Origin of the sequence: Evansella sp. AB-rgal1 (genome assembly GCF_041820985.1) — a bacterium.
In the GTDB taxonomy this organism is placed as follows: domain Bacteria; phylum Bacillota; class Bacilli; order Bacillales; family Salisediminibacteriaceae; genus Evansella.
Window position 1 is genome coordinate 1 of sequence record NZ_JBGUAU010000019.1, and the last position, 26,492, is coordinate 26,492.

Here is a 26,492-nt window from a genome sequence, read left to right on the forward strand (position 1 = left end):
GTACTTGCCACACCTTTTTTCATTCATTTAGTTAGCAATTAATTTGACCAAGCTTCATACAAGGATGCAGCTGCTTCATGTAATGCAGCTTTCACTTCAGGTGAAGCGTTTCTCATATGGTTTCCATCAATTCTACTAATGAATTGATTTAGTGCTTGAAGGGCTTGGCGAGTTCTACCATTCTCATAGTGTCTAACAGCATTATTCAGAGATACACGGAATTGGTTTGCAGCTTGACGAGAAATTTCTCCAGAAGCTTCGTAGCCATTAACCATATCGTATAGTTCCTCTGCTGTCACTGGTTCAGGTGCAGGTGGCTCTTCTTCTTCCGCGGGTACTACGGATATTTTTCCATCTGCAGTTGCAGTAGAAGTATTACCTGCTGTATCTGTCATTGTAATAGTAATGACAGCATTTTCGAAGGTAGCTTCAGGAGCAGTCCATGTGCCTTCGTATACTCCAGGAGATACCTCTGTCATCGGTACACCTGCTGAGTTTGTAGATATTGCACTTGGAAGGCTGACAGTAAAGCTAGCGTCTCCACCTTCTGAATCACTCTCGAATGAAACAGTAACTGTCTCACCTGGTGCTACTGTTACATTTTCGGATGGTGTAACATTTTCGATTGTTGGAGCAGTCCAGTCAACAGTAATTGATACTGTTTCCGTTGTACTGTTATCAGCGAGGTCTGTTGCAACAACTTCGAATGTATTTTCCCCTTCTTCTACAATTAGTTGTTTGCTAAATGCACCAGTTTCATCGAAATCAACAGACGAACCGTTAACAGTTATAGCTGAAAGGTTCTCATCATCAGCAGTTCCTATGACAGTTACAACTTGTGTATTCGTTACATCACCATCTACAGGTGAAGTAATCGTTACTTCTGGAGCTATTGAATCTTTCACTACAGTTATTGGAGCGGAAGGATCTGTTTCTCCTTGTTCTACTTCTGAAGTAGCAGTAATTACATTTTCACCTTCTGAAAGTTCTACTGTTGCTGTGAATTCTCTACCCTCTGTTTCTACAGAAGTTGCTAATTCACCATCAACATAAATGTTTACAGTGCTGTCTGCGTTAGTTGTTCCAGATACTTCCACAATATCTTCCTTTGTGTATGTCATGTCTGATGGTGTTGAGATGACAGGAGCATCTAAAGAGTATGCAACATTTGCACGGATCATGAAGTTTCCATACTGTGTATTTTGTTCGAAAGCTCCACCTACATATAAGTAGGAGCGTCCTACCCCAGTTCCATCCATATCTGTACCAACACCAGGAGAAAGGTCTCCAATATGTTCTTGTAATGTGGAGATGAAGAAATCACGATCTGTAGTAAATCCAAGGCTTGTTAAATCAATGTAATTCCAGCCACCACGATCAACTACAGCAGATACAGGGCTTCCTACCATATTTGTTGGATTACCATTCGTATCTGTGTCATAGACAATAATACTAATTTCATTTCCACCTGGTACTGGCCAGCTATCATCCCAAATGTATAGAGATACACCGCGGACTTCCGTCATATCGTCTGGAGTAAATTTAACACCCAAACCGTTTCCAGCAGAATTTAATACAACAGCATTATCTGCTACACCGTTATCATAAGCGATTTCATCTTCGTAACCGATGAATGGTGTAAGAGCTACATCTAGAGCAGTAATTTCACCATCTGTAACGGTAACTTCAACCTCTGCTGGATTATACCCATCAGCAGTTACGCGTACAGTGTAATCACCGATAAGAACCTCATCAAATGTGAAGTTTCCATCTGAGTCAGTGGTAACTCCAGGAATTCGAGAATCTTCTAGCAACCTTAATGAAGCTCCTGAGATTCCATCTGCAGTACGAGAGTTTGTTACTGAACCTTCAATCGATCCACTCGGTAGCGGCTCTAACTTGAAGTTTTGAATTACTGTGGTATCTTCCTCAACTGTAACGGAAGCTTGAGTAGGGTAGAATCCATAAGCTTCAGCTCTAAGAGTCACTGTTTCTCCAGCAGACGCTCTTAACGTATAAGAACCATCGATTGGGTTCGTACGAGTTGTACGGTTTGTTTCAAGGATTGTAACTGTTGCTGCTAGTGGCAAACCATTAATTGACGTTAAGCTAGCTGCAGGACTTCTAAGTTCGAAATCGTAAGAAGTTGGATCCTTTTGGATTTTGTGATCCAATGCTGTTTTTGCTTCCACTTTTTCTTTTGATGTGTCCAGAGATACTCTTTTCATTGGTTCTACTGATGAAGAAACGTTAGTATCATCGAATCCTCCTAATACATACACATTATCAATATACCAACCAACACGTACAACAGATCCATCTGTATTCAATGCAAAACGGAATTGAATTGTTTCACCGATATAATTGTTTAAGGATACAGAATCTGTTTGCCAGTATTGGTGGATATTTGTGTATCCTCTAAGAGTATCCCATGTATCACCACCATCTGTAGATACCTCAACATAACCATTATCCCAGTTATTTTCGATGTTTTGCCAATAAGAAAATGTTAATTCTGCTGTAGCTAGGTCAGCACTTAATTCAATTTCAGGGCTCATAATCCAGCTATCTTCATTATTATTGTAGTTACCAGTTAAGTTAGTAGCCCATAGATTTTCTCCTGCATAAGCTGCTCCTGGGCCATTTGTTGGTGTTCCCCATGCCCAAGAATTATTTTCACCGCCTATAGTAAATCCACCATCATCCGCATCAAAATCAGTGTGGAAGATGACTTCAATATTTGGTGCACCAGCAAAAGCCTCATTAGAGTAGTCACTTTCGTTATTAGAGTAGTCAAATGCAGTAACAACGTAGAAGTATTCTAGACCAACTTCTACATCTGTATCAGTGAAAAATGTATCTGATGTTTCTGTTAATACTTCGTAATCAGAGCCAGAAGTAGTAGATTTGTAAACTCGATATCCATTCACATCTGGAGCGATGGAAGCCTCCCATGCCAAGCTTATTCCAACGGAACTAGATTCAGCAGTAAGGTTAGCTGGTACATCCGGTGCTTCTGTATCTTCTCCAACAAGCTCCATATTATCTAAGTACCATCCTGGATAAGCAACACTTCCGTCTGATGTAAACTCAAAAGCGACGAAAACAGGTGTATCGGAACCAGCATATGGATTTAGATCAACGAATAAGTTTCTCCACTGTTGATCTCTACCAGTGAAGTGTTCAACTATCTCCCATGTTTCACCAAAATCAGCAGTTACTCCGACATACCCATTATCCCAGTTATTTTCAATATCGTACCAATGGTTCATTCGAAGAGATGCTTCGTCTGTATTACGTAAATCGAATGGAGGGAGTAATAATAAATCTGCTGCATTGTTTGGATAGTTGCCAGTTAAGTTTGTAGCAATTACCTTTGACCCAACAACAGGTGAAGGTCCTGCTGTTGGCTCTCCCCATTGCCAAGAACCCTCTGTTATCCAACCAACTGGGTAGTTCTCGAAATCCTGACTATATTCACCAGGAAGAACACCAAATTCTATTTCAACAAAGAATTCATCCGTTGTAACTATGTTGCCGCCAAAGTCTTCTACGACAATTTGGTACGAAAATCCAGGCTCCTGCACGAACATATAAGGAATTACGCCACGGTAATCACCGTCTAAGTGATTTCCTGATATACGTGACATAGAGATAATAACATCATCTTCCAAATCTTCGTGACTTACTATTACTTCTGTTCTTGTAACCGCAACATTGTCGGAAACTGTTGCAAAGACTTCAATATCTAAGCCAGAGAAGCCAAAGTCAACCGGTGTATGTTCAATGGAAGGTGGTTCATCGTCCGTTCCTTCTTTCAATACTTGTCCACTAATAAATCCTAAGCCGTCTGCAATCATTGCCACAGCGTCAAACGCATTTACTAATCCAATACCGTAGCCGTCATTTGGTACCTCTGTATATTGACCATCTGTTAATGGAATTGCTGTTTCATTCATAATTTCCTCTAGCTCATCAGGTGATAATGCTGCATTAACAGATAAAAGTAATGCTGCTACCCCGGAGATATGAGGTGAAGCCATTGATGTTCCATTCCAACCACCTTCATATCCACCACCAGGAACAGAGGAGCGGATGTTCACTCCAGGTGCAGAAATGTTTGGCTTTTGATCTCCATCATAGTTAGCAGGGCCACGACTAGAGAAGCTAGCAACAGCGTTATTATTATCAGTTGCTGCAACTGCATAGCTTTCTGGATAGTTTGCTGGTGGCGTTACGGTTTGTGAACCAGGACCAGAGTTTCCAGCAGAGAAAACAGGTAACATTCCAGCACTTCTCCAAGCTTGTACCAATGGACGATACCATTCATTAATACCTGGTTGTCCACCCCAAGAATTTTGTACAATATCTGGAGCAAGACTTGGATCGCCATTAGGTGCTAACATATATTCTGCTGAACCTATTAGGGCGTCTTGTGGACATCCTGATGTGGAACAACCTGCTGCAGCGATCCATTGGGCCCCGGGTGCAACCCCTATTTTGTTATCCCCTGAAGAATCTTGACCCATTACTGTTCCTGTAACGTGCGTACCATGTCCATGGTTGTCAAATGGAAGTGAGTTGTTTCCAATTCCATCGAACCAGTTACCTATTGGATCAGGATTATTTGGATTGGCTGGATCAAATCCACGGAAGTTTTCCATTAATGCAGGATGATCCCACTGTACGCCTGTATCAATGACACCGACTACTATTCCTTCTCCAGTTACTCCAAATTCACTCCATACATCTGGAGCTTGTACTCGATCGATATTCCATTCAACACCGTCATCCGTGACATATGTCATTGGCTCTGATGATTTTTCAGGAAAAACTAAGTCTATTGTTTCATTCTCTGTTATTCTAGCAACTTCAGGTAAGTATGATAGTTTGTTTATAATGTCCTTTGTCGCTGTTACGGAAAGAACATTCATGATATAAAATGATTCGAAGCTTTTTACTTCACCATCTGCTTGAGCAACTTCTAAGATAGAAATGAGCGGAGCTTGAGTGGTTTCTGCCGTAGCTCGTAACGTATTAACAACAGCATAACGAGCTGCCATTTTTTGATCATAGGTAATACTATTGGATCCTAATGATTGTTTTGCAGCTGCAGCTACTTTTTCTGTATCGACTTGATCTGTTAGCTCAACGATTACACTAACGAACTTGTCCGCTTCGAAAGCTTTCGTAACGGTTGAATCTATTTTCTCAGCTGCTGTTAATTTCATAGCATCTTGCATTGTAGATACGAGAGGAGAGCTACCAGCTGAACTGCTGTTAGCGAACACACTGCTAAACGGAGTAAAGAGTAGCAGTAACACAAGTACAATAGCGGTTCTTCTACTAAAACGGCGATTAATAAACATAAATTCCTCCTTAAAAGCTATAATTTAACAGGTTAATGCAGGTGATAAGTATGTATCCTCCTTTCGAGCTTGAAATGCCTGTTATGTTACACCACAACACTATTTTAATTTTTCTGAAAATTCAACGTGAGATTATCGAGTTGATTTTCACGTTTTAAGTAAAACTCTGTCTAAAGTTTGTGTTATAATCGCATTATTTTGTCGGACATGCTAATCTTTTTCTGAACTCTACCGAAATAACTCGATTATTTAAGGTGATTGCACCATACGAATCTAGTAAAGTATTTTATATCTTTCCATATGGGTAATTTGGAATATAATGGTTTTGGTATTTTTCCGATTGTTAAATACCCTTACATACAAAGGAGAAATGACATAGATTTTTTCAGAGATATATAGTCTAATGGTTAGAATCAATGGTTCAATTGAAACTGTTATATAGTAGTGAAGTAACAGTTGATGTTGCGGGAGAGTGTAATTACTGTTTCGAAAGGTTATCATAATTGAATTTCAATTATTATTGTTTTGGCTTATGAGTCAATTGGCTATTATTGTGGGAACGTGTACCATACTGGCACTAGGAAATGTAGTTGCTATGATCTTCTTGTTTACTCTAATAGCTACAAAAATAATACCTTTATCCTTTATAAAATTAGGCGCTAGTAACTAGTAAGACACTTAGGTTTCTTCTTTATACCAACCTCAGTTAAAACAAAATTCACTTTTCCTTTTTCACGAGGATTGGCAATTGGTGCTAATTCTCATGTAATCGGAAAGCAGAAATCCCTAGAGAAGGAGAATTGAAGGGTGCTGTTTGTAGGAACTCCAATGGCATTGGCAACTATTCTTATTTCTATTATTGAACCTATTATTTTGCTATTGATTTAATATGTCATTTGTAAAAGTAGGCATTACGTACCTAGAATAATTCTCTTTTTTTCTGACAATATTATTGTAGAAAATGTCATAATATATATTTCCTTGGAAATAATTTAGGAATCGTTTATTAATTTGGCTGTCTTCCAAAAGGATGTTGTCTATTGAAGAAAATTGTTGCTAAAAAAACTACAGGGGAGATGTTTCTACGAAAAAAATAAATAATGGAAAGAGAACGTGGCAGATGTGTAACGAGAGGAACTGTTAAATCATCATTAATAGATACTGAAAATCGAAAAATTCGAGTTTAGCTTGTTAGTAGATTCTAAGACTTGAGCTAAATATATATTTAAAGTTATTATATTAGTAGAATGTTATATAAGAGGTTTTAAATATATAGGTGGAATACACCAATATCCGGAGGCGAGAATGGAACAAAAAGTAAAATCAATTGTACATAAACCTCCATTTTTTTATGGATGGGTGATTGTTTTATTAGGGGCATGGGCTGTATTTCTGTCAGGTCCTGGTCAGACATACTCTGTATCTATTTTCATTGATGTATATGTTGAAGAGTTTGGATGGAGTCGTTCTCTAATCTCCACGTTATACTCATCCGCCACATTAGCATCAGGTCTGCTAATGATTTTTATGGGGCGTCTCATTGACCGCGTTGGGCAGCGGTGGATGTCGGTTTTTGCTGGAACAATGCTAGCGGTAGCTTGCTTGTTTAATAGTTTTGTTTTAGGACCTTTTATGTTACTACTCGGCTTCTTTCTCATCCGATTATTTGGGCAAGGACTTATGGAGTTAATTCCTAATACGTTAATTCCACAATGGTTTGTAAAAAAGAGAGGACGGGCGTTTGCATTTATGGAGGTTGGAGGATTTTTAAGCTCAGCGGCGCTTCCACTTATAAACGTATGGTTAATTAACTATTTTGGCTGGAGTGGCGCATGGCAAATATGGGCATTTATTTTACTTGTTAGCTTTGTTCCCCTAGCATGGTTCTTTATCCGAAATCGTCCTGAAACATACGGTCTTACTCCAGATGGTGTTATTGCGGAGGCACTGTCTAATAAAGGAGAAAATGTAACAAGAAAGCAACAGATAATAGATACACCAGAGCGTAGTTGGACTTTACATGAAGCATTACAAAGTAAAGTATTATGGGGGGTGTTATTTTGTATTGCTGTCCCTGCAATGGCAAATACAGGGATGACCTTTCATATTGTATCCATTTTAGGGGAGAGTGGCTTAACGAGAGGAGAGTCAGCTTTCGTTCTAAGTCTTATGGCATTAATTGCTTTCCCAATTAGTTTTTTTGCAGGCTTTTTGCTCGAACGTATCCCGTTGTATAAACTATTCGCGCTAACGTTTGTTCTTGAAGGGATAGGAGTTCTTGTTTTAATTATGGCAGAATCATACTCAATGGCACTTCTATTTGGTGTTTTGAGAGGGTTTGCAGGGGGAATAGGAACGTTATGTATTGCTTTAATTATTCCACAATACTTTGGACGTACGCACCTTGGTAGTATAAAAGGGGTGGGAATGACGTCTACTGTCATAGCATCGTCCTTAGGACCACTACCTTTTGGGGTGGCTTTTGACTGGTTTGGTGGATATAAAGAAATATTAATGGTTGTGCTAGTATTTTTTCTACTAGCTACTATAGTTGCTTGGTTAAACCGACAGCCTTGACTTTATCAATTACGAAAAATAACACAGTTTTTTTACAGATAATAGGTAAAGAGACTGTAAATAAAAAATAGTCAGAAATTATATATTGGTCTTTTGGGTGACTTTTTGTTAGAATAATTAACAATGGTGCCTGACCTCTGTGCGCTAACGTTTTAACGCACTGGGGGTCAGACCCCATCACTATAGGAGGATGATAAGCATGATTGATGTAGCAGACAACAATTCTCTATTAAGAAATGATGTAAAAAAATTAGGAAATATTCTTGGTGAGATATTAGTTCATCATGGTGGAATTACTCTTTTTAACAAAGTTGAATCAATAAGAGAAATGACGAAGGATCTACGTAAAAATTATGACGAAAGCTTATATAAAAAGTTAAAACAAGAGATTAGTAGTCTTGAATCTCCAACTCGTCAGCATGTCATTCGTGCTTTCTCTGTTTACTTTCACCTTGTTAATATTGCGGAACAGAATCACAGAATTCGCCGTAGACGGCAGTATTTGCTTGAAGATGATTCAGTAATACAACCTGTTTCCATTGAAAGTGCAGTTTCAACAATTAAAGAACAACAGTTTTCCGATGAAACAATTCAAAATGTATTAAACGATTTATCTATTGAATTAATCATTACAGCACATCCAACGGAAGCTACAAAGCGAACGGTACTGGAAATTCAAAAACGTATTTCTACAATCCTTCAAAAATTCGATAACCCTATGTTAACGAAGAAGGAAAAACGAAAGTTAGATGATAGCTTATTTAATGAAGTAACTGCCTTATGGCAAACAGATGAATTACGACATAGAAAACCTACTGTCTTAGATGAAGTGAAAAATGGTCTTTACTTTTTTGATCAAACGTTGTTTGAAGCACTTCCAACAATTCATCAAGAATTGGAAGATCAGCTAGACCGTTATTTTCCACAAAATGAATGGAGTGTACCAAATTTCCTTCATTTCGGATCTTGGATCGGAGGAGACCGAGACGGAAATCCAAATGTTACACCTGAAGTGACATGGGAAACGTTAAAGCGACAAAGAAAGCTCGCAATTAAAAAATATGACGCATCATTAATTGATCTTGCAAGAAGATTTAGTCAATCTACCTCACGTGTTTCTATTAGTGATGAATTGATCAAATCAGTAGAAAATGAGGAAGCGTTATACTTAGAAAAAGGGGAAGCTTGGCCAGTTGAGACGGAAATATACCGTCGTAAATTTGCAGTTATGCTGAAAAGGCTTCGAACTGTCGGTAAATCTGAGGTCGGATATAAGGCATCGGAAGAGCTTTTGGAAGATTTAATGTCCATTAAGGAAAGTGCCGAGAAGCACCAGCCTGCTAATCAGAAATTAAAGACGTTGCGAAAGCTAATACGTCAAGTGCAGTTATTCGGTTTCCACTTAGCAACACTGGATATCAGAAACCATAGTGGCGAGCATGAGACTGCAATATCAGAAATTTTGAGAGTTGTAGGAATTACTGAAAACTATAGTGAATTGTCTGAGGAAGAGAAGCTAAAAGTTCTAGAAGATGTTCTTAGTGATCCTAGACCGATTATGCTTTTAAATGAAGATTACTCTCCAGAAACACAAGAAATATTCAAAGTTTTCAAAATGATAAACGAAGCTCATGAAGAATTTGGTAAACGTTCTATTGATGTTTACTTGGTGAGTATGACACAATCATCTAGTGATTTGCTTGAAGTGCTAGTTCTAGCGAAAGAAGCAGGGATATATCGTCTCCATGCAGATGGTACAGTAGAGAGTTCTTTAAATGTTGCACCACTATTAGAGACTATTGACGACTTAGTAGCTGGGCCAAACATCATGAAAACTTTGTTTGAAATGGATGTATATCGCAATCATATTCGTGAACATGGTGATCACCAAGAAATCATGTTAGGTTATTCAGATGGAAGTAAAGATGGTGGAACATTAACTGCCAACTGGAAGCTTTATAAAGCACAACAAGAAATACATGAAATGGCAAAAGAATATGATATACGTTTGAAGTTTTTCCATGGTCGCGGAGGCTCGTTAGGTCGAGGTGGCGGTCCATTAAATAGAAGTATTTTATCTCAACCACCTGAAACTCTAGGTGATGGGGTTAAGATCACAGAGCAAGGTGAAGTGTTATCTTCTCGTTACCTTTTAGAGGATATTGCGTATCGTAACTTAGAGCAGGCGGCATCTGCCTTATTAGAAGCATCTGCAAAAGCTTCGAAACATGGGAAACATGGAAGCAATACTGCGCCAGAATGGGAAAATGCAATGGAAGTGATTTCAAAGCATTCATTATCAAAATATCAATCACTCGTTTTTGGCGATAAAGATTTCTTACGATATTTTAACCAAGCGACACCGTTACGTGAACTCGGTGCATTAAATATAGGATCTCGTCCAATGAAACGTAAAGGTAGTGAACGTTTCGAAGATTTACGTGCAATCCCTTGGGTATTTGCTTGGACGCAATCTCGTCAAATGATCCCTGCATGGTATGCATCTGGAACAGGATTACAATCCTTTGCTTCAGCAAGTGATGATAATGTAAAGCTTCTTCAAGAAATGTACAAAACATGGCCGTTTTTCCAAGTAACTATTAATAATCTGAAAATGGCTCTAATGAAAGCTGATTTATCTACTGCGAAAGAATATATCACGTTAGTAGAAGATAGCGAAATGGGGCAGCGGATTTTTACGGATATTTCGGATGAGTACAATCGTACGAAGGAAATATTGCTGAAAATTACAGGAAGTAAGGAACTTCTTGACCATACACCTAATATTAAAGAGTCTGTTCATCGTCGGAATCCTTATGTGGATCCACTAAACTTCTTACAAGTTGATTTGATTCAGAAGATGCGCGAGACAGACGAAGAGTCGGAAGAGTTGATGACAGAAGTGTTATTGACGATTAGTGGAATTGCAGCAGGGTTGATGAATACAGGTTGATTGTTTATTGATTGTTATAATTTTATAAGTGTACCTAGAGCTCAAGGGCTTTTGGTACGCTTTTTTTTATTTTTGGGGTAGTTTTCCTTCGATAAACGATTAGCGTGATGAAAATGAATTTTCTAGTAGTTATTAATTTTATCGAGATAATTCTATAGGTAGACAGATTACCTTCTCAATGTTTAAGTGCACATAAAATGCTGGGATTCGCACATATATTGTTGGAATTCGCACATATGTTGTTGGGATTCGCACATATAATGCTGGATTCGCACATATATTTTGGGATTCGCACATATATTGTTGGAATTCGCACATATGTTGCTGGGATTCGCACATATAATCGCCCAACCCGCACATATATTGTTGGAATTCGCACATATAATCGCGCAACCCGCACATATATTTACGAGAAATAAAAAAACTGCAGCCATAACTAGTTAGTTTTCTCTAACTAGCAGGCTGCAGTTCTAAAATTACCTATAAATTACTTTGTCTCACTCATACGTTGTTTCAAGTTTTCCACGCTTCTCATCGTTTCGCTCAAGTATTCAACAATCTTCTCATTATCTTGATTCAGACTTTGAACGGTAGCAGTTAATTGTTCTAAACCAGCTGTTGACTCTTCAACAATGGCAGCAAATTCAACTGTTTGATCTTGCGTTTGTTCTGTTTTACCCGAAACGGTCTTCGCTAAACTTGAAAATGATTCTAAGTTTTGTTCTAAGTGATCTAACGTACTGTGTACTTTTTCAATAATGTTATTTACCACTTTTGTTACTTCTAGATTCGCATAAAACGCCTCGTTACTCTCATTCAATTGCTTTTCAGCCTCTTCATTTGCTTGATTAACCTCAAGTAAATTCTGAGTGATTTGCACCGTGGTTTTTTGAGTACTATCGGCTAACTTTCTAATTTCTTCTGCAACAACCGCAAATCCTTTTCCGTGCTCACCTGCACGAGCGGCTTCAATGGAGGCATTCAAGGCTAATAGATTCGTTTGCTCTGTAATTTCTTTGATATTATTTGCAAGGATATTTGTATCTTTATTTTTCGCTGTTAAAAGGCCAAATACTGATAATAAACCATCCACTGCTTGCTTAAGGGTTTCCATCCCTACACGAAGTTGATTCATTTTTTCTTTTCCGGTTTTTGTAATTTCTTTAACCTCAACAGCTTCTACCTTTAACTGATTTGAATTACGATCAACGTCACCCATCGCCACTTTTGTGTCTTTAGCCATTTCCGTTACTTCATTAATCTGCTCACTTTGTTTTGAACTACCGCTAGAGATGCTTTGGATGGATAGTAGCATTTCACGTTGCAGATCAAGATTGCTTTCCGATTGCTTGAAAACAGCCTCAATGTTTTCCACCATGACGCGAACATCTTCTTCAAACAGCTGCTTTTCTTGTTCTTCTTTAAACGCAATCAGCTCTTGCTCAGCAACTAGTTCATTAAACTGTGTTGAGACCTTCCTACTCAATTTTCCTTGAACAAAATACGTAACAACAACAAGAGAAAAGATTAACACTACATTACCGATTTGATTTTCAATGATAATTGTACCTTCTTGCAAGGTATGAACATTAAGTGCTATTAAAATACTAGACATCGCGACACCACTTATAAATAATGGCTTATATGCATGAACCGAAGCAAGAGCCAAAATAAACAAAGGAATTAAAAGACCAGATAACGACCCGCCTCGTGCTATGGCAATGACTAAAAATACTAAGAACGCAGTCGTTACGAGAACATAAGGAATTACCTTTCTATAGCTTTCCTTTTTAAGGGCTTTATCGAGTACATATACAACGATACTTAAGATAAACCCTGAAAAAAGGGATAAAGTCAAAATCATAGGTGCCTTTTGAAGCAAATTTGCCAAACTTCCTAAAGAATATGATATTAGCACCATAAGATAAAGTAAGTTATTCTTCTTAATTAGTTCTTCCTGTTGTAGTTTGATAAAACTTGTTTTCTTATCTACTGTTTCTATAACCTGTGTCATTATTGTTTCTCCCCCAAATATATTATTATGCACATATAGTTATTATCGGTTAGTAATGGAGAGAAATGAATCCATTTGACAAATTTACTTTATATTAATCTAGATAAAAAATGATAATATGCTATGATAAAAATAAAATGGTAGCGCTTACCTGTAGAGATCCTTCTAGCACTCTTTATTCTAATTTAAGTAGAAAGGTAGAGTGGAAGTATATGAAAAATAACATTGTCGTGTTTAGTCTACTGATACTATTTAGTGGTTGTGCTTGGGGAGAAGATAGTGGCGAACAATATAAAGTAGTGTATTCGTTAGAAGAAGGGGTAGTCGAAGAAACAAATACTAACATAAAGAAAGAAATTACGATAGCAATCGTTCCTAAACTAATTAATATTCCTTATTTTAATGCAGTTCAAAAAGGAGCAATGGAAGCAGGAAATGATCTAGGTGTTCGAGTTATTTATACAGGGCCTTCTCTAGCTGATGCAGATCAACAAATAAAAATAATAAAAGAACTAATTGAAGAGAAAGTTGATGTAATTGCTGTTTCCGCTAATAATCCTGAGAAATTATCTCCAGTTTTATTGGAAGCTAAAGAAAAAGGTATAAAAGTTATTACTTGGGATGCGGACACCCTCCCTGATTCAAGGGAGTTTTTTGTAAATATGGTTGATCCTGAAACTTTAGGGAGACACTTAATGGATATTTTAGCATGGAATACGAATGAAGAAGGTCAATTTGCAATTATGACAGGTTCATTGTCGGCAGCTAATTTAAATGAATGGTTACATTGGATTTTAGTTCAACATGAAGAGTATTATCCGAACATGACTTTGGTTGAAATAATGGAAACAGACCAAGACTCGCAAAAAGCATACTCCAGAGCCGTAGAGTTAATAGAAAAATATCCAAATCTAAAGGGCATTATTGGTAATTCTTCAGAGAGCCCCCCTGCTGCTGCAAGTGCTGTTAAAAAATTCAATAAGCACGGAGAGATAGCTGTAGTTGGACTTTCCTCTCCCAATGAAATGAATGAATACTTAAAAGATGGTTCTGCACAAATAGTGACATTATGGAGTCCGAAGAAATTAGGGTACTTAACTGTTGCTCTTGCAAAGAATGCATACGAAGGGTTTCCACCATATGATCGGCAACAGATACCTCAGGTTGGGCAAATTCGAATGATAGAAGATATGGTGATTATGGGCGAGCCAATTGATTTTACGGAAGCGAATGTGGATCAATATGATTTTTAAAATGAGAAAATTCAGTAATTTAAAATTAAGATCGAAGCTAATTGTTACTTATATTTTACTGACTGTAATTCCATTATCATTGTTAGGCTATATTTCTTATCAACAATATACAAGATCCATAGAGGAACAAGTAGGGGAATATATACCGAAACTATTAGCACAAGCGAACGAAAATATAGCGAATCAAGTGAAAGAGATAAAAAGACTTCCTAATTTACTATACAGTTCAAGTCATGTGATTGAGGTATTACGAAAAGATGCCCATCAAAATCTCTCCTTTTTATTACAAGATGAGTTTACAGTAAATAGTTATTTAACTCGGACCTATATTAACGGTGGAAACAAAGATATTCTGGGTGTTTTTATTCTTTCGAAAAACCGGGTTTTTCAGAGTGTTACGATTCCCCATGCCCGGTTTGATTTGGCCTATAATGGACTTCCGTATGGGCAAAATATGAAGCTACAGGGAACGGAAGACATATTTATTCTTCCTTATCAAACTTCACTACAGTTTGAAGGAAACCCACCATACATTCTTTTAATGAGGCAGCTTACTGATTTTGAAAACAGAACTAACTTAGGAACAATGTTAATTGCTATAGAAGTCTCCTTTTTGGGGGATATCGTAAAAAAATTGAATGATGATGGCAAGGCTGCTGTATGGTTGAATGATGAGAATGGAAGAATAATATATCATACAGATGCAGAGTTAATAGGAGCAATAGACTATGAAATACATTCTTATCCCTCTATTAACGGTAGCTTTAGAACAATGGGGGATGACAATAATTTAATAAGCTTACATAGATTAGATGAAACAGGATGGACATTAGGTCATAGTATCTCTGTGAAAAATCTAACGAGTCGAACGGACTTAGTTAGAAATGTAACTATTATTCTATTTATTGCTATTATTCTATTTAGTACAGTTATCTCCATTTTATTAGCTTGGAATGTTACCAAACCACTAAATCATTTAACTAGCTTAATGAAAAGTGTAGAGAAAGGTGATTTTGATATCAACTTGTCTATTAATTCGAAAGATGAAGTAGGAGCGTTGGCCAATAGCTTTAACTCCATGGTACTAGAAATAAAGAATTTGATTCGTGAAAAATATCAAATTGAGTTAAAGCAAAAAGAGGCTGAATTGTATGCACTTCAATCTCAAATTAATCCTCATTTTATGTACAATACACTTGAAACTGTAGCTATGTCGGTAGAAGATGATGATAAGGATACCGTTGTTAAAATGGTAACTTTGTTAGGAAGGATGTTGAGATTCTCCATAAGTACTAAAGAAACTGTTATTCCAATTTCTGAAGAACTTCTACATATGAAGGACTACTTAACGATACAAAAGATACGTTTTGAAGACAAAGTAACCTTTACGTTTTGTGAAAAACTAAATGCGAAGTCTTTTTATACTCCTAAGTTTATTTTGCAGCCTATTGTTGAAAATGCAGTAAAATATGGGCTTGTTTATGGTCGAATCACAACCATTGATATTACTGTTGAATTGTCACATGACACGAATACAGATTCAAAAGAAGTGGTATTTCGAGTAAAAGATAGTGGACCTGGAATAAACCCTGAAGCTCTCGATAAGCTCAAGTGTTTACTTAAATCAAATCCTATGACGAAACGTGAATCAGGCTTTGGTTTATTAAATGTAAATGCTAGAATCCAGATGAAATTCGGATCTCAATACGGACTTGAATTATTTAGCGAAGTAGGAGAAGGAACAGAAGTAGTGATAAGAATTCCAGCTCTTACTGCTAGAAATGAGGTAGGTTCCTATGAATTCACTTAAAATAAGAGCAGTCATTGTTGATGATGAAAGTCGTATCCGTCGAGGTATTGAAAATTTAATTCTTACTAGTGATGATGATTGGGAAATTGTTGCAACGTTTAGTGATGGGGAAGAAATGATAGAAACCTATCAGCATGATCCTTTTGAGTTTGACATTCTTTTTACAGATATAAGGATGTCTATCATGGATGGGCTTACGTTAATTAAAGAAATGAAGAAATTAACCTTTTTTCATCCCGTTGTAGTCAGTGGTTTTGACGATTTTACGTATTTACAAACAGCCATTCGGGAAGGGGCCTTGGATTATTTAATCAAACCAATTGATCGAGAAGAGTTTAAGAAACAATTACGAACGTTTAAAGAAAAAGTAATTAATAAGCGACTTGAAACAAAGAATTTAGATAAAGTTGAATCTCAAAAGACAGAACTAATGTACATGAAGCAAATGGAAAAATTAAATGAACTAACAAAAGGTTATGAAATTGATTTATCTGCAATTGATGAATTAGGTTCATTTCCTAAAGGACTTTATGCTCTCCTTCATATTAAAATAGATAACTATTTCCTATATTCAAAATCAGTTGGGAAAAATGAATGGAGCAATCTGATCACCATGAGTGAGAATGTCCTAAAAGATGTACTAAGTAAATGTGATAAACAGTACTGGAAATGGAGCGGAGATGAGACTAACTCTTTTTGGATTCTTATTTGTAAAATAGAGGATAGAAAAAAAGAGATTCTACAAAATGAAGTTACCCAACTTGCATATACAATACAAGACAGATTGAATGAAAATTCTACTATCACAACAGCCATTGCAGTAAGTCAAATTTTTACGGATTTAACAATGCTTCAAACATTGATGACGGATGTATTAACGTTAGTGAAATATCGTCTCATTGCAGGGAATAAAGTTCTTCAGCAGGACTTTCATAGTGAGCTACTTGTTGAAAAAAAAGAGATGAAGGATGCAAGTGGTGAAATACAAATTGAAGTAAGAAGAATCTTACAAAGTCTTGACCAATTAAACGAAGTAGAAATAAAGCGATATATTGCACTGTTTGTTAGAAAACTCCAGTCTTTACATGAACCAGTTGAAATACAACTTTGTATCCAGTCATTATGTATTCAAGTAATAAATTACTATATAAGGTATACCCCTAGATTAGATAATGATTTCATCAATATACAAGATACAGCTGCATTGTTACAAAAAACAGGCGATTTTACTAAATTAGAAAGAGGGATTGAACATTTATTACTAAAAGTTCTCCATAAACTTGTATCTCTTAGTGAAGAAAAAGTAGTTGACCAAGTTGAAATAGCAAAAGAATGGATTGTGGAGAACATAAAAGAAAACATTACAATTGAAAAAATATCGAAACATGTTTATATGAATCCTACTTATTTCTGCGAGTACTTTAAAAGTCAGACAGGTGAAACAGTATTAGATTTTGTTACAAGAGTGCGTATTAATAAAGCAAAGGAACTATTGTTGTCAACGAATATGAAGATGTATGAGATTTCAAAGCAAGTGGGTTATGCGGATACGAAGTATTTTAGTAAGCTATTTAAAAAACATCACGGGATACAGCCGTCTAAATACAAAGAGATGATTAAGAATAAATAAGTTTATTCAATATTCACTTTTATTACCCTGAATTAAATAGTAAAATAAATGAGAACTGGAAAATTGTAGCTAGGGTTCCGCTATTTAGGTAGGTCTGCGACCGAGGGCTACATCTTTTACAAATGTAAAAGGCACCTATTGACATAAAAGGTCCGAGGGGAAAGGTTCAACGTATTTGTTATGCGTTGAAAATCTTTCTCTTCGGGCCTTTTTTTATTATTTGGCTATGTTAAAGGATAATTGTTGATATTTTGCATTGTTGATTTTTACGGAAGGTGCGATACTCCTAGCGGATAGGCGGGCCAGGCGAGACCCCACAGGGAGGTAACGACCGAGTAGGCTTGAGGTTCGCCCAAGGAACGCGAGCAACCTGGAGTAAAAATCAACATCAACGTTTAACAGAGCCTATTATTTCAAGGAGGGTTTATCTTTATGAAAAGAATTGATGATGTAAAAGCTGGTGTTGCAGTAATTATATTGAATAAGGAGAACCATGTCTTATTACAAAAAAGGTCTGATGTAGGACTTTGGGGAATTCCTTCAGGGCATATAGAAATTGGGGAAACAGTTTCTGAAGCTGCTATTAGAGAGATAAAAGAGGAAACCAATTTAGATATAAGTATTAAGAAGTTAATTGGTGTATACTCTGACCCTAATTCACAGGTATTTGAATATCCCAATGGCAAAGTAGTACATTTTATAACAACTTGTTTCCTAGCTGAAATTACAGGAGGAGAACTTACATGTAATTCAAATGAATCACTAGAATTAAAGTTTTTTGAGCCACACAACTTACCATATGATTTACTGAAGATGCACCCACGTTGGTTAAAGGATGCATTATCTCATAAAAAGTCAGCATTCATACGATAGGAAATCGGCTTATTGCATTGGCCGATATTACGGAGTAACCGTTAGTTTATCTCTTCTTTATTAGGAAGGAGAAAAAAGACACGAGAAACATTCGTGTCTTTTTTTTTATGGGAATTATGCTAGCGGGAGAGGTTTTGTATGTAAGGAGGATTTCCCTTGTGAAGTGTCATTATAAAACAACAGAAACTTATCTACCTATAACCGAGAGTTCTCTCCTTTTTAGGATGTAAAAAAAGTATTACATTATATGTAAGCGTTATCAAACGGTCTGGCCGGTTCGTATTAAGCAAGTTAGGAGTGAGATTATGTCAGAGTACGTTCTTGAATTAAAGGGAATTACAAAAAAATTTCCTGGTGTTACAGCTCTAGACAATGTGCATTTTAAATTGAAGTCTGGTGAAATTCATGCGCTAATGGGAGAAAATGGTGCAGGGAAATCTACTTTTATCAAAGTTATCACAGGAGTTCATGGCCCAAATGAAGGCGAAATGATCTTACATGGACAAAAGATTCAATTTACGAATCCAAGACAGGCTCAAGAAGTGGGGATAGCAGCTATTTATCAACATGTAACAAACTATCCAGACTTGACTGTTACAGAAAATATTTTTATGGGGCATGAAAAAGTACAAAAGATTACAGGGCGTATCCTTTGGAAAGAAATGCATGCGGAAGCAAAAAGGTTATTACAATCTTTGAGTTCTAACATTGATCCAAAAGCTTTAATGGGATCATTAAGTGTTGCACAACAACAAATTGTAGAAATTGCAAAAGCAATCTCTACAAATGCGAAAATTATTATTATGGATGAACCAACAGCTGCGTTAACAGCAAGAGAAAGTGAAGAGCTTTATAAGATCACAGAAAGTCTTCGCGATAATGGAGCTTCTATCATTTTTATTTCTCATCGATTTGAAGATATGTATCGGTTGGCAAGTCAAGTAACGGTGCTACGAGACTCCAAATATATAGGATCTTGGAAAGTAAATGAAATATCAAATGAAGACCTGATTGTGGCTATGGTTGGTCGGGAAATAACACAAATTTATCCGGAAAAGAAAGGTCAAATTGGCGAGAAGTTACTGCATGTGGATGGACTAGGTAAAACAGGATACTTTGCAGATATATCCTTTACTCTTCATAGAGGAGAAATATTAGGTCTTACAGGATTAGTAGGAGCAGGAAGAACCGAGGTGTGTCAATCATTATTCGGTATTATGCCGTATGACAAGGGAGATATTCAAATGAATGGGAAGAAAGTAAGAATACAAAGTCCTAAAGAGGCTATGCAGTTAGGGATAGGATATTTACCTGAAGATAGACAACTACAAGGACTGGTTCTGCAATGGGGAATTGGAAAAAATATTACGTTACCAGCATTGAAGAAACTTGGAAAAAAAGGCTGGTTAAATGAAAAAAAAGAAGCGAAACTTGCAAAACAGTTAGCGGAGAAAGTAAATGTGAAGGCAAATAGTATCTATGATCTGGCAAGTTCCTTATCCGGTGGTAATCAGCAGAAGGTTGCGGTTGCAAAATTATTAACAGCTGATTTAGATATCATCATTTTAGATGAACCAACAAAAGGAGTAGATGTAGGCTCTAAAACGGCAATTTATGAGATTATTCATGATTTGGCCGCTCAGGGATATGGTGTCATTATGATTTCATCAGAAATGCCAGAGGTAATCGGAGTTAGTGACCGGATTGCAGTAATGCGTGAAGGTAGAATTGCTAGATTTTTAAATAAAGAGGATGTTACACAAGAAGCGATACTTGAAGCAGCAATGACAGATCTCTCGAAGTCTAATGCTGGATAAGGGAAAGGAAAGTGGGGAGACAATTATGGCAGAAAGTGCTTTGGACAATGTAGCTACGGTCCATGTAGAAAAAAAGGCCTCAAAGCTAGCAGCCTTTGCAAAGTTCCGTGAGTTAGGATTATTAATCTTTATCATTCTTTTATGTATATTCGTACAAACTCGCAACTCTAGTTTTCTAACTATTGGGAACTTAACAGATATGATTACGAACACGGCAATTCTAAGTATTCTTGCTTTAGGGATGATGCTAGTAATCATTACGAGGGGGATCGATTTATCGATAGGATCAACTCTCGCTTTATCTGGAATGATTGTTGCTCAAACTGTAAGCGTATACCAAGGGTTGCATCCTATTGTAGCGATACTGATTGGAATTGGAATTGGTCTTGTATGTGGTGTAACTATTGGTTTTTTCGTATCAAAAATTGGAGTACTACCTATTATTGCAACCCTTGCGATGATGAACATATTTCGAGGATTAACTTTTACTGTAAGTAATGGTCAATGGGTAAGTTCTTATCAAATGCCAGATAGTTTTGTTTCAATTGCAACAAGTAAAATACTTGGAATAAATACTCTCGTATTCATTGCCATAGTAATTTACATTATTGGTTTCTACTTCGTAAATCACACAAGAACAGGGAGACAAATTTATGCAGTTGGGAGCAACCCTGAATCGGCGAAAGTAAGTGGAATTAATCAAACAAAAATTTTACTAATGGTTTATTCCATCATGGGAGGATTAGCTGGATTATCAGGAGTTCTATGGGTGGCTAAATTTGCATCAGCTCAGGGAGATACTGCTGCTGGCTATGAATTAACGGTTATCGCCGCTTGTATTCTTGGTGGGGTAAGTATCGCTGGTGGATCAGGTAAAATCTCAGGTGTCATTTTAGGGGCTATTCTATTAGGGATTCTTAATAATTCTCTACCACTCATGAATGTATCCCCGTTCTGGCAAATGGCAATACAAGGATCCATTATATTATTTGCAGTTATTCTCAACGCATTGGTTAAACGGGGCGTTGAACGAAATAATCTACTGAGGAGGAAAATATAAGACTATGGAACAGAGAGCTGTCAATCAAAATAATTATGTGCCAAGAGTTCTTGAGAATAAACAAGCTTTCTCTCTGAAGAGGTTTTTCTTCCAATGGGAATGGATGTTAGTCCTCGTTTTTTTACTAGTCATGATTATTAATACAAATCTATCACCTTACTTTTTAAATGCTGCGGGTTTACGAGACGCAACAATGGTGTTTTTAGATAAAGCCTTTATTGTTTTTCCCATGGTTATGATTATGATTCTTAGAGATATCGACATATCTGTAGGATCCACAGTAGCATTATCATCTGTTATCATGGCAACGCTTTATAACAGTTTAGGAATTCCTATGGAAGCAGCAATCGTTATTTGTTTACTTGTGGGAGCGTTATGTGGATTTGTTAATGGGATTCTTATTGTAAAGTTTAAAGAATTATCAGCTGTTATCGTAACGTTAGGAACAATGATTTTGTATCGTGGGATTGCTTATGTAATCTTAGAAAATCAGGCATCTGGCAATTTTCCTGATTGGTTTAGCTTTTTTGGATGGGGAAAGGTTGCAGGAGTACCATTTATCTTAGTAGCTTTTCTTGTTCTAGCTTTAGTGTTTACTCTTCTACTTCACAAAACAACGTTTGGAAGACAAGTGTATGCAATGGGAAATAATACTACGGCTAGCCGTTTCTCTGGTGTCCAAGTGAATAAAATAAAAGTTCTTGTTTTTACATTAGCAGGTTTAATGGCGGCAGTTACTGCTATTTTTCTTGCATCACGGATGGGGAGTACAAGACCCAACGTAGCAACTATGTATGAGCTAGATGTTATTGCCATGGTGGCATTAGGTGGAATAAGTACAGCTGGTGGAAAAGGAAAAATGATTGGTGCGATTATTGCAGTGTTCATTATTGGTTATCTTCAATATGGCTTAGGATTAATTAACATCCCATCACAAATGATGCTTGTTATCGTCGGTTTACTATTATTAATCTCTGTTTCCATACCAAAGGTGAATCTTGGCAATAAATTTGCATCATCTAAAAAGAAGTAAACGACTTTAGTACTAACAGGCTAGATTATTAGATGCCGTATTGGTCAGCTATCAATCTAATAATCTACTGATTATGTATAGTATTTAAAATAGTAAAGGGGCGAATAAGATGAAAAAGTTTTTAGCGATGTGTATAACTGTTGGTCTGGCTTTAACAATGCTTGCTGCATGTGGTGATCAAGAGACAGATCAGGCTGCTGATGGTAAAGGTAGTGATGGTGGAAAGAAATATGCGATGGTGTTTAAGAATACTGGAAATCCTTATGGTGAAAAGATGATGGAAGGTTTTGAGGAAGCCATAAAAGAAATTGGTGGAGAAGTCATTCTTCGTTCTCCAGATCAACCAACAGCCGAAGGACAGATTCAAATTATTGAACAGTTGATTACGCAACAAGTAGATGCAATTGCTATTGCAGGTAATGATGAAGATGCTCTACAACCGGTTTTAAAGAAAGCAATGGATGCAGGGATCAAAGTTATTTCCGTTGACTCTGCTGTAAACAGTGAAAGCAGGATTCTACACGTTAATCAGGCTGACCCAGAGAGAATAGGACGTTCACAAATCCAAGCCGTATCTGAAATGATTGGTGGAGAAGGCCAGATTGCAGTATTAAGTGCTACCTCTCAAGCTACGAACCAAAATATATGGATTGAATGGATGAAAAAAGAACTTGAAGAGCCAGGTTATGAAAATATAGAACTAGTGAAAGTTGCATATGGTGATGATTTACGAGATAAGAGTACTTCTGAAGCAGAAGCTTTACTTCTTCAATTCCCAGACTTAAAGGCAATTATTGCACCTACTACAGTAGGGATCGCAGCAGCAGGAAAGGTTCTTACTGATAAAGGTTTAGCAGGTGAAATAGCTTTAACAGGTCTTGGATTGCCAAGTGAAATGGCAACTTACCTTACAAATGGAGTTTCTCCTGCAATGTTCTTATGGAATCCGATTGATGTTGGTTATGCAGCTGGTATGACGGCGCATGTACTAGTGGAAGGAGAAATTACAGGGGCTCTTGGAGACACGTATAATGCCGGAAGACTCGGTGAAAAAGAAGTAGTAGAAGACGGGGAAGGTACACAGGTTATGCTTGGCGATCCATTCCGATTTGATGCTGACAATATCGATGAGTGGAAAGAAGTGTATTAATTTTTAGGCTATGTTATAGAACAAAGTGGAAATTTGAAGCCATGTTTGTTAGAAGAAACTGTTTCTATTCTTATAAAAAGCCACACCTACCAGAGGTGTGGTTTTTTATGTTTATGTTTCTAATATAGTAATATAAGTACAATAATCTCCCTAAATTCATACTTTATCTTTATGGTAATTCGTTATATAATATAAACGGTTCTTTATAACGAACGTGTGTAAAGTGGTTTTAAGGAGGTAAGGGAATGGGAAATACATACCAAGCATCTCAACATGTAGTAACTATCAATAAATTATCTATTATCAAGTGGATTTGGTTATTAAGCTTGTTGGACGCTTTATTTACAGATGTAGGGCTACGCCTATCATTCATTGAAGAAGCTAACCCGCTCATAAGAATCATCTACGAATGGAACATCATTGCATTTTATGCATATAAATTTGTTTTTCCACTATTATTACTTCTTTTATACCCATTTACTACAAATAAAAAATGGATTGATCGAGGAATTTACATAAGTTTCTTTATCTATACATTGGTTGTTGCTTACCACTTCGTATGGATTAGTATTGTATTACTAACTTGACTCCATTTTGCTATATGTATTTTAAGTGCACTGTTCTTACATTAATAGAGCAGTGTTTATGTTTCTATTTCAACTCCATGGAGCCCTACCGATTGATAGTGAGGCTCGAGTGTCTCCCTACAGAACATATTAGGAAATCGCGCCTTCAAAACGATATTAATATCACCAATGTTCTATTACTCTCTTGCGTTGTATTGGCACTATGAATCTACTGATACATCTTTATCATGGTGGAAAAACTTTTGATACTTTTCTAATTTAAGCTTTACCTTGGAAAAATGTATTTTCGATTCGTACCATAAGAATTGGAAGTTACTCTCATCTTCCAATCTACCTTCATTCTTATAAAAAATGTACTCCTCAAAACCTTGATTTAGATACTGAAATGCAACTGTAAGATTTGTTTTCATATCTGCAAAATCTTCTTCTTCCTCTTTTCGAAAGCCTTGAGGAGAAGGAATACCTTGTATAAGTGAGGGTATTTTCTCCATTTTTCCAATTGAATCGGCTAAAAAGGTGGATAATTCTTTTTTAGAAGCGTACTCATTGTATAATGATAAAGCATCTAACATAGACTCATAGTACTGAATTAGTTGTGTCATTTGATTGTTAAAGATAGTAAAGTCCACCCTTTGTTCTTCGAATGTAGTGATTAAATCCTCTTCATATAGTGCATAGACTTCCTCTCTTTCAGTAATCAAGTATATATTTTCGGCTAAATATATAGAAGATAAAAAATATGCTAAGCTAACAATGATTCCTACCGCAAAGATGTATTTACTCATAGTCAGTTTCTCCTTTTGGGAAGTAGTAGCCTCTTCGAAGTGTGTTTAAGTCAGAATATTCTTTATTCAATTTTAATGGTAACTAACTTAAATAACAATATATAATACATAGATAGAAGGCTACTGTATCAGATTCACAGATTAGCTTTTTCGTATCTAATAACATTAACAAGGCTATAATAGGGTAAAGTAAAAAAGAGGCATGTATATAATAAATTGGTAACTACTTCATTAGAAACAGGACTGAGCATGGAGCAGTCCTGTTTCTGTCACTACATAATGTAAATATCCTCACGAAAAGGTCTAAAATGTACTTTTGTAATGTAATAATAGTTAAGAGGGGGGAAGTGCCGTGGAACAATTTTTTCTATCTTATGAAGTTTATTTTAGGATATTATTAAGTGCAATCATTGGTTTCCTTATTGGTTGGGATCGTTCTTCCAAAAGTAAGCCCGCTGGTATTAAAACGTATATGTATGTTTGTATGGCCTGCGCGTTAATTACGATTGTCTCTATTTATAGTGTCGATATGTATGGTTCTGTTGAGAATGATAGATTGATGGACCCAATGCGTTTAGCCGCTCAGGTTGTTACAGGACTAGGGTTCCTAGGTGCTGGTGTTATTTTAAAAGATGGCTTGCATGTTAAAGGATTAACCTCAGCTTCCATGATCTTGTTTGTAGGTGGAGTAGGGATAGGGATAGGCGCAGGTTTTTATTCCGTCGTTATTTTTGCAGTACTAGTTGCATTAGGGTTTGCGAAAATGGGAGTTATTCTTGAGACAAAAGGGTATTTTAAACATAAAGTAGATGATCATGATTGATGCTGTATTCCTTAATTTTAAAAAACACTAGTGGAGTCTTGTGAAGAATCCTCAACCCGCCACATAATCGAACACTTCGTTTATTATTTCAAGAAACGCTCAAAAAGAAGATTGCCATTTGAGCGTTTTTCTCTATTTATCATTTATCACTATCTGCATCGAGAGCTATATTATAAGCGTCCATTAAGTTTTCGATTTCTTCATCTGTAGCAGATATCAATGATTGTTTTCTATCTCCATTATCCATAATTCGCATGACGAATGTATTATCTCCCGAAGTTACCATTGCGTAGGAATGATCACCCATCTCAAACATTGCATCTACTTGGAAAACTTTTTCATTTCCTTCATCATCTCGAATAGTAATCTGCTCTTTCTCAGACATACATTACACCCCTTTTCACAAGACTTATTATTAAAGTGCCCTTCTAGTTTGAAATATATTTTTCCGTTTGCAAGTAATAGTATGTTTATCCTATTGAATGGAAGTTTCTGGTGCATTAAAATGATACTAACTATAATAATAAAATGGAGAGCAGATTAGAAACAACTATAAATAAATGAACACCAGCGTATACGAAAATACACTATGGTTATAGTTAGTTCCTATCACTGTATATGGACTGAAGCGAATGGAATTCAAACTAACAAAGTTAGTAATAGTAATACTAGATGGTTCAACTACTTACTGATACGAGTATTTTCATAATAAAAACTAGAAAATGTACACTAAATATCCATATATGCTTTACAAGGGT

Annotated in this window: 16 protein-coding genes; 12 read left to right on the forward strand and 4 right to left on the reverse strand. The window is 36.5% G+C overall.

Going from position 1 to position 26,492, the window contains the following annotated elements; all coding sequences use genetic code 11:
* Positions 1-38: 38 nt before the first annotated feature.
* The gene (locus ACERII_RS16280) at positions 39-5,369 is read right to left on the reverse strand and encodes a S8 family serine peptidase (protein WP_373643774.1); all 5,331 of its coding nucleotides are present in this window, start codon (positions 5,367-5,369) and stop codon (positions 39-41) included.
* 1,305 nt (positions 5,370-6,674) lie between these two features.
* On the opposite strand from ACERII_RS16280, the gene ACERII_RS16285 reads away from it, so the two are divergent.
* Both ACERII_RS16285 and ppc read left to right on the forward strand, forming a co-directional pair.
* The gene (locus ACERII_RS16285) at positions 6,675-7,946 is read left to right on the forward strand and encodes an MFS transporter (protein ID WP_373643775.1); all 1,272 of its coding nucleotides are present in this window, start codon (positions 6,675-6,677) and stop codon (positions 7,944-7,946) included.
* A 199-nt stretch (positions 7,947-8,145) separates the two neighbouring features.
* Positions 8,146-10,899, forward strand: coding sequence for a phosphoenolpyruvate carboxylase (ppc, locus tag ACERII_RS16290; RefSeq protein ID WP_373643776.1), 2,754 nt, complete (start codon positions 8,146-8,148; stop codon positions 10,897-10,899).
* A gap of 487 nt (positions 10,900-11,386) precedes the next feature.
* Here ppc and ACERII_RS16295 read toward each other — a convergent pair whose 3' ends face one another.
* Positions 11,387-12,913 carry a methyl-accepting chemotaxis protein gene (locus ACERII_RS16295; protein ID WP_373643777.1) on the reverse strand — a complete coding sequence of 509 codons (1,527 nt, stop codon included), beginning with the start codon at positions 12,911-12,913 and terminating at the stop codon, positions 11,387-11,389.
* Positions 12,914-13,125: 212 nt separating this feature from the next.
* Here ACERII_RS16295 and ACERII_RS16300 point away from each other — a divergent pair, with 212 nt between their 5' ends.
* The 9 genes from ACERII_RS16300 (at position 13,126) to ACERII_RS16340 (ending at position 24,126) form a co-directional block, all read left to right on the forward strand.
* A complete protein-coding gene (locus ACERII_RS16300; protein ID WP_373643778.1) occupies positions 13,126-14,166 on the forward strand; it encodes an autoinducer 2 ABC transporter substrate-binding protein in 1,041 nt (346 codons plus the stop codon).
* Positions 14,156-15,976 (forward strand): sensor histidine kinase, encoded by a 1,821-nt coding sequence (locus ACERII_RS16305; protein ID WP_373643779.1) that lies wholly within the window; start codon positions 14,156-14,158, stop codon positions 15,974-15,976. Before ACERII_RS16300 ends, ACERII_RS16305 begins: the two co-directional genes overlap by 11 nt.
* Positions 15,963-17,606, forward strand: coding sequence for a response regulator transcription factor (locus ACERII_RS16310; protein ID WP_373643780.1), 1,644 nt, complete (start codon positions 15,963-15,965; stop codon positions 17,604-17,606). The genes ACERII_RS16305 and ACERII_RS16310 overlap by 14 nt, the downstream gene beginning before the upstream one ends.
* A 432-nt stretch (positions 17,607-18,038) precedes the next feature.
* Positions 18,039-18,479, forward strand: a complete 441-nt coding sequence (locus ACERII_RS16315; RefSeq protein ID WP_373643781.1) for an NUDIX domain-containing protein — start codon at positions 18,039-18,041, stop codon at positions 18,477-18,479.
* Positions 18,480-18,784: 305 nt separating this feature from the next.
* A complete protein-coding gene (locus tag ACERII_RS16320) occupies positions 18,785-20,296 on the forward strand; it encodes a sugar ABC transporter ATP-binding protein (RefSeq protein WP_373643782.1) in 1,512 nt (503 codons plus the stop codon).
* A gap of 25 nt (positions 20,297-20,321) precedes the next feature.
* Positions 20,322-21,356: an ABC transporter permease gene (locus ACERII_RS16325; protein ID WP_373643783.1), complete on the forward strand. Its 1,035-nt coding sequence runs from the start codon at positions 20,322-20,324 to the stop codon at positions 21,354-21,356.
* Between the two features lie 4 nt (positions 21,357-21,360).
* Positions 21,361-22,389 (forward strand): ABC transporter permease, encoded by a 1,029-nt coding sequence (locus tag ACERII_RS16330; protein ID WP_373643784.1) that lies wholly within the window; start codon positions 21,361-21,363, stop codon positions 22,387-22,389.
* A 109-nt stretch (positions 22,390-22,498) separates the two neighbouring features.
* Complete coding sequence (gene rhaS, locus ACERII_RS16335) at positions 22,499-23,539, forward strand: rhamnose ABC transporter substrate-binding protein (protein ID WP_373643785.1); 1,041 nt, start codon at positions 22,499-22,501, stop codon at positions 23,537-23,539.
* A gap of 245 nt (positions 23,540-23,784) precedes the next feature.
* Positions 23,785-24,126: a DUF5658 family protein gene (locus ACERII_RS16340; protein ID WP_373643786.1), complete on the forward strand. Its 342-nt coding sequence runs from the start codon at positions 23,785-23,787 to the stop codon at positions 24,124-24,126.
* A gap of 200 nt (positions 24,127-24,326) precedes the next feature.
* On the opposite strand, the gene ACERII_RS16345 is transcribed toward ACERII_RS16340, so the two are convergent.
* Positions 24,327-24,911 (reverse strand): hypothetical protein, encoded by a 585-nt coding sequence (locus tag ACERII_RS16345; protein WP_373643787.1) that lies wholly within the window; start codon positions 24,909-24,911, stop codon positions 24,327-24,329.
* Positions 24,912-25,263: 352 nt separating this feature from the next.
* Between ACERII_RS16345 and ACERII_RS16350 the strand changes: the two genes are divergently transcribed.
* Positions 25,264-25,734 (forward strand): MgtC/SapB family protein, encoded by a 471-nt coding sequence (locus ACERII_RS16350; protein WP_373643788.1) that lies wholly within the window; start codon positions 25,264-25,266, stop codon positions 25,732-25,734.
* Between the two features lie 139 nt (positions 25,735-25,873).
* Here the strand turns inward: ACERII_RS16350 and ACERII_RS16355 are convergent, their stop codons facing one another.
* Positions 25,874-26,119: a DUF1292 domain-containing protein gene (locus ACERII_RS16355; RefSeq protein ID WP_373643789.1), complete on the reverse strand. Its 246-nt coding sequence runs from the start codon at positions 26,117-26,119 to the stop codon at positions 25,874-25,876.
* Positions 26,120-26,492: the final 373 nt, after the last annotated feature.